Origin of the sequence: Methanococcoides sp. NM1 (genome assembly GCF_900774285.1) — an archaeon.
Taxonomy (GTDB): Archaea; Halobacteriota; Methanosarcinia; order Methanosarcinales; family Methanosarcinaceae; genus Methanococcoides; species Methanococcoides vulcani.
In genome coordinates this window covers 1-9,938 of record NZ_CAAGTW010000018.1, presented here as the reverse complement: position 1 = coordinate 9,938, position 9,938 = coordinate 1, and the positions used below count along the sequence as shown (strand labels likewise).

Sequence of the window (9,938 nt, the reverse complement as noted above, 5' to 3'; positions counted from 1 at the left end):
GGTTCATTCTCTTGATAGAGGAATGGCTGAGGAGAAAGTTAAGGATTCAGACAGTGGTGGAATGTTTGAGGTGAGACATAGTGGAGCTAAGACAAAAATGAGAAAAAATTAGGGAACTACTGAATTTGTATTTTCTGTGCTTCTGGGGGATAAAAAGCATTATGGTACTGGAAGAATACTGTCCTGGCATTATCGTAGTTATGGGGACTCTTATCCTTTTGACTGCATTGGGATACATTTTCAGGAAGACCCGTATATTCTCAGAACAAAAGACTTTTGAGCAGTTTATTCTCTTTCTGGTAGCACTTGTCGGGCTTGTGGTTTTTGTGCTTACACTTCCTATCTCGGATAATACGAAGCAGACCCTCCTGAGTTTTTTTGGTATCCTGATCGGTGCCACCATTGCGCTGTCATCGACCACTTTTGTAGCAAATGGTATGTCTGGCATAATGCTAAGTCGTATAAAACCTTTCAAAGCAGGCGATTATATAAGGGTCGAAGAAACTTTTGGAAAGGTGTCGGAGATTGGGATACTGCATACTCAGGTCCAATCTATCAATCGTGATATTATTACCATACCGAACCTGAAATTGATCTCCAATCCTCTGGTCACCATAAGTTCATCGGGTACGATTATCTCGACTACTGTTTCATTAGGATATAATGTGTCAAGAGAGCAGATCGAAATGGCTCTCATCAAGGCAGCAGAAAAGATCGAACTTGAGAATATTTTTGTACATGTGGTCGAATTAGGTAACTTTTCAGTTACTTACAAGGTAGGGGGGCTTTTGAAAGATGTATCCAGCCTTATAACCAAAAGATCTGATCTGAAAAAGATGATATTCGATAGCCTTCACGAAGATAATATCGAAATAGTTTCTCCAACATTTATGAATCAGAGGATCTACGATAAAAATGCAGTTTTCATGCCTTCTGATCATGATAAAGTAAGTGTTAAACCACCTGCAACTTATGAATATGTCACACAGGTTACAACAGAGGATGTGATTTTTGGCAAGGCTATAGAGGCAGAGATCACTAAAAAAATAGATAAACTGATCGAAGATATGGAGCAAAAACAGAATGAGTTCTTTGATCTGATCAATGGGATCAGTGATGAGAATATTAAATCAACAGAAAGGCAAAATCTTGATTCCATATTGGAGCAGAAAAACAAGCTAAAAGATGATCTGGAATCTGTAAATGAGGTACTAAAAAAGGAAGGGGGTACATCTGCTGATGGTGTCAAACTAAAGGCTCTCCAGTATCTCGATTCAAAAGCAGTTGAGCTTAATAACGAAATTAAGGAGCTACGGGGAAGGGTTGGCAAGGAAATTGAAAAATGACCTGTCGTGCCTGAATCTTTTTTTATTTTAAAAATGGGTTAAAGCAACAGTAATGTCATTTCACCAATTGGTTTATGATAGATATTCAGGGATAAATTTTTATATTGTAACTTGTTTTTCTTTGTATTAAACCTAGTCTTTTTGTACTAACTTTACTTACAATGGTGCAAATATGCACTGTTTATATTATCATCCGGTTTACATGCTAGTATTAATTAATGTCCTGACGTACGCAAAAAGGAGAAGATGGAATGAATGTGGAGATACCCTATGGAAAGGACTTTGTTGATCTTGAAGTGAAAATACCCCATGAGGTGCTTTCGCCGAACGAGCCGGAGGTAGGGGATGAGTCCGGGATAATCTCACATGCACTTTCAAACCCAATGGGCATGGAACCTTTTGAGGATTTTTTAAAGAATGCTGACAGCCTGCTGGTCATTGTAAATGATGCCACCCGTCCGACACCAACTGCCCGCGTACTTCTTGAGATGAAGGTTATACTTCTTTCTCATCCCGATGTAAAGTTCATAGTGGCAACAGGTGCACACAGGGCACCCACGGAGGATGAGTTCAGGTTCATTTTCGGGGAGATCTATGATGAAATAAGGGACCATATCTTTGTGCATGATGCCAGAAAGGATGAGGATATGGATTATCTGGGTGTTTCCTCCAACGGCACAGAAATGTATATCAACAAAATGATCAGGCAGGCAGGAAATATCCTTGTTATCGGAAGTGTGGAACCGCATTATTTCGCAGGCTACACAGGTGGGAGAAAATCTTTCCTTCCGGGAGTTGCAGGCTACAAGACCATTGAGATGAACCACAAGCATGCCCTCTCGAATGCAGCACAATCCCTTGCTCTTGAAGGCAATCCTGTTGCAGAGGATATGACCGATGCCATGGAAATGCTAAAGGACCTTAATATCTTCTCTGTCCAGACTGTGCTTACTGCAGATCATGGTCTTTATGCAATGACAGCAGGAGACCTTTTTGAATCCTTTGATGCTGCTGTTGTAAAGGCCAATGAGGTTTTCGGCACAAAGTTCAAGAAGAAAGGCAACATCGTGCTCACAGCAGCACCATATCCTATGGATATCGATCTTTACCAATCACAAAAGGCTCTTGAGAACGGCAGGCTTGCTCTCGAAGATGGCGGTATCATTATTCTTGTGTCCAAGTGCCGTGACGGGGTAGGGGATGATACGTTCCTTAATTTACTTGGTTCTTCAGCAACCTGCAATGAGGTTATGGCAAAGACCTCTGAATGTTACAAACTGGGATTTCACAAGGCTGCAAGGATGGCACAGATCGGCACATGGGCTAAAATGTGGGCTGTATCCGACCTTGACAGTGATGTCCTGAAGTCTGCGAAACTGGAATCACAGGAAGGGATCCAGGAAGCTTTTGACAAGGCTATCAATATTATTAAAGAGCAGGGCAAGGAGCCTTATGCTATTATTCTGCCTCAGGGCAGTCTGACAGTACCTCTTATTGAATAATGGTGAAATTATGGATCAGCAGATCATTGACGGATTACGGGATATTGTAGGTGAGGGTCATATCAGTACATCTACGGCTGAGCTGTATGCTTATTCTACCGATGCCGGAATACACCGCAGTATGCCTGATGCTGTGATCAGGCCAAAGACTACTGCTGAAATCGAAAAAATTGTAAAGCTCGCAAATGAGTATCTTTTTCCAATTGTCCCGAGGGGTGCAGGTACCGCTCTTTGTGGTCACAGTGTTCCTATTGCTGGTGGTCTGGTCATTGATCTGCAAAGGATGAACAAGGTAAAGGACCTACATATTGAAGATCTCTATGTGGTGGTAGAGCCGGGTGTGATCCACAAGGACCTGAATGCAGAGCTTAAGAACTATGGATTTTTCATTCCCGGTCCTTCCAGTGGTAATGTGGCCAATATTGGTGGCATGGTAGCGACCAATGCTTCAGGTGGCAATGCAGTGAAATATGGAGCTACAAGGGATTACGTTCTTGGAATGGAGGTCGTGTTCCCCAATGGAGAGGTCGCAAGGCTTGGTTCAAGGACGTTGAAGAACTCTGCAGGATACCAGCTGGAAAAACTGATGTGCGGTATGGAAGGAACACTGGGTATCATAACTGAGATCAACATGCGGATCGTTCCACTTCCTGAGACCACTGCAGTTGCAGTAGCAGTATTTGATACGCTGGAGAAAGCAGGTAAGTGCGTTTCCAATATCATTGCAAAGCCTCTGATACCTTCAGGGTTGGAGCTTATGTCAAGGGTTTGCATCCAGGCGGTGAACAAGGCTGTTTGCATGGGGTTGCCTGATGAAGAAGCTATACTTTTGATAGAGGTCGATGGCAGCACTAATGATGTGAAGGACCAGATCGAGACGGTAATGGAAGTTTGTAAGGCTTCAGGTTCTCTTTCTGTTGATTTCACCGATGATCCTGAGAGAAAGGAAGAATTGTGGAAGGGCAGAAAGGCAATGATACCGGCGTTGTCGAAGTATGATGATGATCTTGTAACTGTTATGCTTGCCGATGATATGGCTGTCCCGATGAGCAAAGTTCCTGAGGCTGTCAAAGCTTTCCAGGAGATCTCCGATAAATACGATATAATCATTGCCAGTTATGGTCATTCAGGTGATGGGAACCTGCATACTAAGGTGTTAATGGATCCCACGAAGAAGTCCCATTGGGACCAGGCGGAAAAGGCAGTTGAAGAGATCTACGAGAAAGTAATGGATCTTGGTGGAACGATCACCGGAGAACATGGTGTTGGTATGACCAAAGCTCCGTTCTTCCTTAAGGAAAGACAATGCAGCCTTAATGCCATGAAAACTATCAAGATGGCTCTGGATCCCAATAATATTATGAACCCAAATAAGATCATGGACTGGGAGGGCAATTTCATTTCCCATCTGCGGTACCATCTGGAGGATGAGTGAATGAGGACAGATAATCTGAAAAACTGGAAAAAAGAGCTGCTCAACTGTACCCAGTGCGGGTTCTGTAAGGAGGTCTGCCCTATATTTGACAATCTCGAATGGGATTCTTCAGCGGCAAGGGGTAAGATGGCTCTTTGTTATGGATTGTATTCCGGGGATATCGAACCTGATGAGTCTGTACTGGAACGCATCTACCAATGTACCACCTGTGCTGATTGTACTCGCAGGTGTCCTTCATCCACAGGGGTAGTTGAGGTTATCGAAGCTGCACGAAAAGATATTGTTGCATCAGGAGTAGTAGGTTCAACTCACCAGAAGATCGCTGATTCCATTGCTACATTGGGAAATCCGTTCGGCGAAGAGAAAAGCCGAAAAGAACTGTTCGGTGAAGTTCCTCATCCTGCTAAGATCGCCTATTTTACAGGTTGCAGTGCAGCTTATCGTAATAAAGAGACTTCTACTGCAGGCATCTCCATATTGAAGAAGCTTGGAGTGGACTATACACTACTTGATGAGGTTTGCTGTGGGAGTGTGCTTGGAAGGATAGGGTTTTCGGATGATGTGATCAGAAAGCAAGCTGAAGCGAACCTTAAAGCAATTGAGGACACCGGTGCTGAGATCGTGCTGTTCTCATGTGCGGGGTGTTTGAGGATGTTCAGGAAAGAATATCCTCGCTTTAAGGCCATGTCTTTCAGAGCAATGCACTTTGTTGAGTGGCTCAATGAGCAGGAATTTGATCTGAAACCTTACAACAGGAAGGTAACCTATCATGATCCATGCCACATTGGCAGGCACTTAGGGATCTATGATGCACCCCGTGATGTGATCAATATGATTCCGGAGATCGAGTTCGTGGAAATGAAAGATAACAGGGAATCGGCACGCTGCTGTGGCGGCGGTGGAGGGGTCAGATCAATGTTCCCTGAAATATCCCGGCAGATCGCGGAGAAAAGAGTGGATCAGGCTGAAATCGCAGATGTTCTGCTTACCACATGCCCTTTCTGTGTTAATAACCTGAAACTGGGTGTAAGTGAAACTTCGACGCTCGAAGTCAGGGATCTACTCGAGCTAATAGATGAACTTCTGGAATGATCGGATCGATTTTATTGATCTTCCAGATCATTTTGTTTCTATTTTTATAAAGAAAAGTCTTTAGTATGGTTGGTATTAATTGACAATATAGGTATTGTTGGAACCAAAAGATTGACATGCGGTTAAACCATACCGGTAAAGGTGGTAGTACGATGACATTGGGAAATATGTCATTCATATCTGAGCAAAGCAATTCGAAGCGATTATCTTTGCATCAGTTTAGAACATAGATGTGGAATATGGATGATCTCGAAAAGGGAATGTGAACGCTCCTCGTGCGTAATGGTAAATAGCAACGATCTTGTGGATGTTGAAGTAATTAATACATCCGATGCGATCGATGTTCCGGAAAAGCAGGGTCAAGATAGTAGCACCCGTATGAATATTGTACAATATTTACATTCAGTTTCCAAAGTGGTCAATGATGCATCTTCACTGGAGGCAGGTTTTCAGCAGATCGTGAAAATGGTTCCATGTGGTATGCAAAATTCGTCGATCGCATGTTCAAGGATTATTTTTGATGATCTAATGTTCCAATCTGATAATTTCGAAATATCCCGATGGAAATATGCATCTGAAATCTTCGTTGATGGTGCAGTTCATGGCAGTCTGGAAGTTTATTATCTTGAAGAATTGCCAGGTCCAGATGGTGGCTCTTTCCTGAAAGAAGAGGAAGATATTGTCGATTATATCTCTGATTGTCTTGGTAAGTTCGTTGAACGCATACTTGTGGCAAAGGACCTGAACATATTTAAGAACATTTCTGATAATGCAAACTATGGTATTGCAGTCCTTGATATGAAAGGAAGTCTTCTTTATCTCAACGAGGCATTTGCGTCAATGCATGATCATTCTCTTGAAGATGTACTTGGCGATCACTTTTTGATGTTCTATAATGAAGAACAGGTTCCTCGCTTGAAGTATTTACGTGACAAGTTACTTAATAATGGATATTTCCAACAAGAAGGGGTCTGGCATATGAGGAAGAATGGCAGTATTTTCCCTGCTATGCTTGACTCTCATGTGATCTTTGATCAGGATAATGTGCCTTCTAATCTTTCTGTAATGTTGCATGATGTCAGTGAGGCAAAGAAATCCGAAGATACTCTTAAACGCGCGCAAGCTATTGAAGATGCTGCCAATTGTTCCAAGAGTGAGTTCCTTGCGAATGTTAGTCATGAGCTAAGGACACCTCTTAATTCAATAATTGGTTTTTCCGAGATATTACTGGATGGTCGATGTGGGGATCTTACTGATGTTCAGCGAAGATATCTCCAAAATGTATCCAAGAATGGCAATCATCTTTCTGAGATTATAAATGACATCCTTGAGATCTCAATGATCGAAGCAGGAAAGGAGGAAGCCAAGTTCGAAAAGTTTAGCATAATTCCTGCGTTTATGGAAGTAAAGGATTCGATAATGCATTCGATTTTGAAAAAGGATGTTTCGTTCTCTTATGATATGGATCCTGAGCTTCCGCAGATAAATGCCGATAAGGCAAAGTTCAGGCACATTATTTACAATCTTCTGTCTAATGCTGTCAAATTCACTTCAGAGGGGGGGAATGTGAACGTTGAGGCTAAAACCCTTGGTGAGATGATGCATATCATTATCAAGGATGATGGTATCGGTATTCCAAAGGAGCAATTGCCTCATCTGTATGACAAGTTTTATCAGGTGGATGGTTCCACAAAGCGACTTTATAGCGGTACCGGTTTAGGGCTTGCACTTACAAAGAAACTTGTGAGTCTTCATGAGGGTCAGATGTGGGTGGAAAGTGAACCGGGTAAGGGCACCACTGTTCATGTGATGCTTCCGATTTAAGTTTATATTGCAGGATAGTTTCAGGGTATCAGTATGTCACCGATAGCATGAATGATGCCATTAGTGCATTCGATGTCTTCTTTTTCGATAGGGATTCCATTGATCATAACATCGCCATCGTTTGTAATTTTCAATATCTTGCCGTTGAGCGCAGTCAATGAGTCAACTTCTTTGAGATCTGATGTCAGATACTTTCCTTCGACAACATGGTAGTTTATGATGTACATAAGGTAGTCAATTTCATCAAATGCCTCATCTATTACACTTTCGGGTATCGGCTCGAATGCTTTTTCAAGGGGTGCAAATATTGTATATGGTCCGTTGTTATCGAACTTTTTATCAAGGCCTAGTTTTTTAGCAGCATTTACAAGTGTTGGAAAATCGCCTATCTCTATTGCTGTTTGTACAATGCTCTTTGTTTCACCCATGTAAATATCCCCCGATTAGATCTTGTCAGATCGATACATGATCTAAATATGTCTGGTCTAAAGGATGCTGCTGCAACTTATGTAGCATCCTTTAAAAGGCAGTCTCAATATGAATCAAGCTGCGCACGCATCAGGTCTTGTTTCTTCTTTTCAAGGAAGCTGTATACAGAACCGTGGTTTGCACCGTCGATAAGCATTTCCAATGCTGTCCTCATTATAAGTATCTGTTCGGGATGGCCTATGACACTTACTGTTTTTCCGTAGACTGAGATTTTGACACCTATAAGGCTCTCCGCTATTTCTCTTGTCTTTCCACCTTTGCCGATGATCCTTCCTTTAAGGCGCAGTAATTCCTTTGGTGTTGATGCTGCCCGTGAGAGGTCAATTATCTCGAGCATTAACATATCATCATCAAAGAAGCTGTATGCTTTTTCAGGGTTGAATCCTCTTCCAATGGCATGTATGACATCAACTGCTCTCATAGCTCCGACCGGGTCATCGCCAGCTATTACTTCCACCGTACCGCTTTCACTGTTAATGTCCAGTTTGGAGGTGGATTTATTTTCGATCATATTTTTAACACTGCCTTTTGGGCCGATGATCGCGCCGATTCTGTCCTGGGGTACTTTGATATGTGTCATGTGGTCTACCTGCTGATTATTATTATTATTATTATTATTATAGTTACGTTTTTTAGTTCTCTGGTTCTGGTTCTTTTATCCGTGCATAAATGCTTTCGGGTGATTCATCGACCTTATAGCGTTTAAAGTATCTGAGTATGTTCTCGATATCTCGCTTTAAGAACTGGTCTGCACGTGGATGTTCCAGAGTTACGGATTGTCCCATGTCGATAATAATGGGAGTTATATCTTCCGGATCGATCAGTATGTTGTATTCACTAAGGTCGCCATGGACAAGGTTTGCATCTACATAGAGCTTATGCATGTAGTCTATCACGGTTTCAAATATCAACTGCCCGTCTTCGTTTTCTATCTTCATGTCTTTGAGCAGGGGGTATGGTTTGCCATTCTCTCCCATGAATTTCATTATTAGTATGTTCCTTTCGGTAGTTATGGGTTCGGGCACACGAATGCCAGCTTGCTTTGCCCTCATGAGGTTCCTGAACTCTTTCTTTGTCCATGCAAAGACTATGTCCCTCTTGTTATGGCGTACATTACTGAAACGTGGGTCTCCGAGAATGTAATCTTCCATTGATCTAAAGCTGCTTGAAGATATCCGGTAGATCTTTATTGCGATTTCTTCCTCTTCTCCATCTGCGAGGAAGACATTTGCTTCCTTTCCTGTACTTATGGATCCGCCCAGTGCCTGTACGATTCCTTTGTTGGATAATGTATATAGTGCCTTTAATGTGGCGTTATCAAATACATTCTCGGTTACTTTGAGACTATCGCTGTCTTTGCGTTTAATTCGCAATTTATCAACGCTATTGTCAAGGCGTTTTATCTTGCCTTCAAGTTCTTTTTTCATAATTATCCTTTCAGGAAACCTTTGCGCTCAAGCCAATTTACCTGTGGGCGTGTGTATTTCCATATAACATCTGCTTTTGTATCCTGGAAGTCCCATGGAACGGCGATCACAATATCACCTTCACGTATCCAGTTGCTTTTTTTCATAGATCCGGGGATGCGTCCCATGCGGACGACACCGTCCATGCACCGGAGCTTTACCCGGCTTGCACCCATAAGGTTCTCCACGGTTGCAAGAACTTCCCTATCCTCTGTTTGTGGTGTTCTTACACGTGTTACTTGTTTGGGTACATCATTATCTTTTCCAGATTTCTTTTTATCCAGCCCAATTCCTCTTTCAGATTTATCCAATATATTGCATCATTTATGTCTCATCCATTGTTAAAGGTTGCGTGTGTTTCCTATTGTTTGAACCTGTTTTTGAATTTATGGTGCTATTCTCGATTCCTGTCATATGGGCAGGCCAGTTCTATGTTTTATGGATAAGGTGCATTGTAAATTTTCGATCATATTCGCATGATTAAACCCTCGGATACGAAATGTATTTATAATAGTGTGCACATGTAAGGGTCCTCGCAAGGCGAGTAAATATGCGGGTCGGCAATTATGAATGATCCGTTTGTTACTTCCCTCTGTGAGATTGGCAATTTATAAGGCATCAAAAGTCTTATATACCAACAACGACATTTATTTAATTCCGCACAACGTGTGTGGAATTTCAATCACCTCCATATCAGAATCATTAGTGGAGACCGGAGCTTTTCCGGTCTGACGTTGAATGTGGCAGTTCGGTTAATTCTGACTGATAGTGACTTTATCTATCA

General features: G+C 42.1%; 9 protein-coding genes. 5 read left to right on the top strand and 4 right to left on the bottom strand.

Annotated features, from left to right (window positions below; translation table 11 throughout):
• Positions 1 to 161: 161 nt before the first annotated feature.
• The 5 genes from E7X56_RS11520 (at position 162) to E7X56_RS11500 (ending at position 7,199) form a co-directional block, all read left to right on the top strand.
• Positions 162 to 1,346, top strand: a complete 1,185-nt coding sequence (locus E7X56_RS11520) for a mechanosensitive ion channel family protein (RefSeq protein WP_135606887.1) — start codon at positions 162 to 164, stop codon at positions 1,344 to 1,346.
• 251 nt (positions 1,347 to 1,597) lie between these two features.
• Positions 1,598 to 2,848 carry a nickel-dependent lactate racemase gene (gene larA / locus E7X56_RS11515; protein ID WP_135606886.1) on the top strand — a complete coding sequence of 417 codons (1,251 nt, stop codon included), beginning with the start codon at positions 1,598 to 1,600 and terminating at the stop codon, positions 2,846 to 2,848.
• A 10-nt stretch (positions 2,849 to 2,858) separates the two neighbouring features.
• A complete protein-coding gene (locus E7X56_RS11510; protein ID WP_135606885.1) occupies positions 2,859 to 4,283 on the top strand; it encodes an FAD-binding oxidoreductase in 1,425 nt (474 codons plus the stop codon).
• A complete protein-coding gene (locus E7X56_RS11505) occupies positions 4,284 to 5,375 on the top strand; it encodes a (Fe-S)-binding protein (protein ID WP_135606884.1) in 1,092 nt (363 codons plus the stop codon).
• 243 nt (positions 5,376 to 5,618) lie between these two features.
• Positions 5,619 to 7,199, top strand: a complete 1,581-nt coding sequence (locus tag E7X56_RS11500) for a cell wall metabolism sensor histidine kinase WalK (RefSeq protein WP_135606883.1) — start codon at positions 5,619 to 5,621, stop codon at positions 7,197 to 7,199.
• Positions 7,200 to 7,219: 20 nt separating this feature from the next.
• Here the strand turns inward: E7X56_RS11500 and E7X56_RS11495 are convergent, their stop codons facing one another.
• The 4 genes from E7X56_RS11495 to eif1A form a co-directional block, all read right to left on the bottom strand.
• The gene (locus E7X56_RS11495) at positions 7,220 to 7,627 is read right to left on the bottom strand and encodes a fasciclin domain-containing protein (protein ID WP_135606882.1); all 408 of its coding nucleotides are present in this window, start codon (positions 7,625 to 7,627) and stop codon (positions 7,220 to 7,222) included.
• A 104-nt stretch (positions 7,628 to 7,731) separates the two neighbouring features.
• Positions 7,732 to 8,268, bottom strand: coding sequence for a pre-rRNA-processing protein PNO1 (locus tag E7X56_RS11490; protein ID WP_135606881.1), 537 nt, complete (start codon positions 8,266 to 8,268; stop codon positions 7,732 to 7,734).
• A gap of 52 nt (positions 8,269 to 8,320) precedes the next feature.
• Complete coding sequence (locus E7X56_RS11485; RefSeq protein ID WP_135606880.1) at positions 8,321 to 9,115, bottom strand: serine protein kinase RIO; 795 nt, start codon at positions 9,113 to 9,115, stop codon at positions 8,321 to 8,323.
• A gap of 2 nt (positions 9,116 to 9,117) precedes the next feature.
• Positions 9,118 to 9,438, bottom strand: a complete 321-nt coding sequence (eif1A, locus tag E7X56_RS11480) for a translation initiation factor eIF-1A (protein WP_135606888.1) — start codon at positions 9,436 to 9,438, stop codon at positions 9,118 to 9,120.
• Positions 9,439 to 9,938: the final 500 nt, after the last annotated feature.

Excerpts from the sequence above, each read along its gene's own strand:
- E7X56_RS11485 (WP_135606880.1), bottom strand. The coding sequence starts at position 9,115 with ATGAAAAAAGAACTTGAAGGCAAGATAAAACGCCTTGACAATAGCGTT.
- E7X56_RS11520 (WP_135606887.1), top strand. The coding sequence starts at position 162 with ATGGTACTGGAAGAATACTGTCCTGGCATTATCGTAGTTATGGGGACT.
- E7X56_RS11510 (WP_135606885.1), top strand. The coding sequence starts at position 2,859 with ATGGATCAGCAGATCATTGACGGATTACGGGATATTGTAGGTGAGGGT.
- E7X56_RS11500 (WP_135606883.1), top strand. The coding sequence starts at position 5,619 with ATGATCTCGAAAAGGGAATGTGAACGCTCCTCGTGCGTAATGGTAAAT.
- E7X56_RS11495 (WP_135606882.1), bottom strand. The coding sequence starts at position 7,627 with ATGGGTGAAACAAAGAGCATTGTACAAACAGCAATAGAGATAGGCGAT.
- E7X56_RS11490 (WP_135606881.1), bottom strand. The coding sequence starts at position 8,268 with ATGACACATATCAAAGTACCCCAGGACAGAATCGGCGCGATCATCGGC.
- larA (WP_135606886.1), top strand. The coding sequence starts at position 1,598 with ATGAATGTGGAGATACCCTATGGAAAGGACTTTGTTGATCTTGAAGTG.
- E7X56_RS11505 (WP_135606884.1), top strand. The coding sequence starts at position 4,284 with ATGAGGACAGATAATCTGAAAAACTGGAAAAAAGAGCTGCTCAACTGT.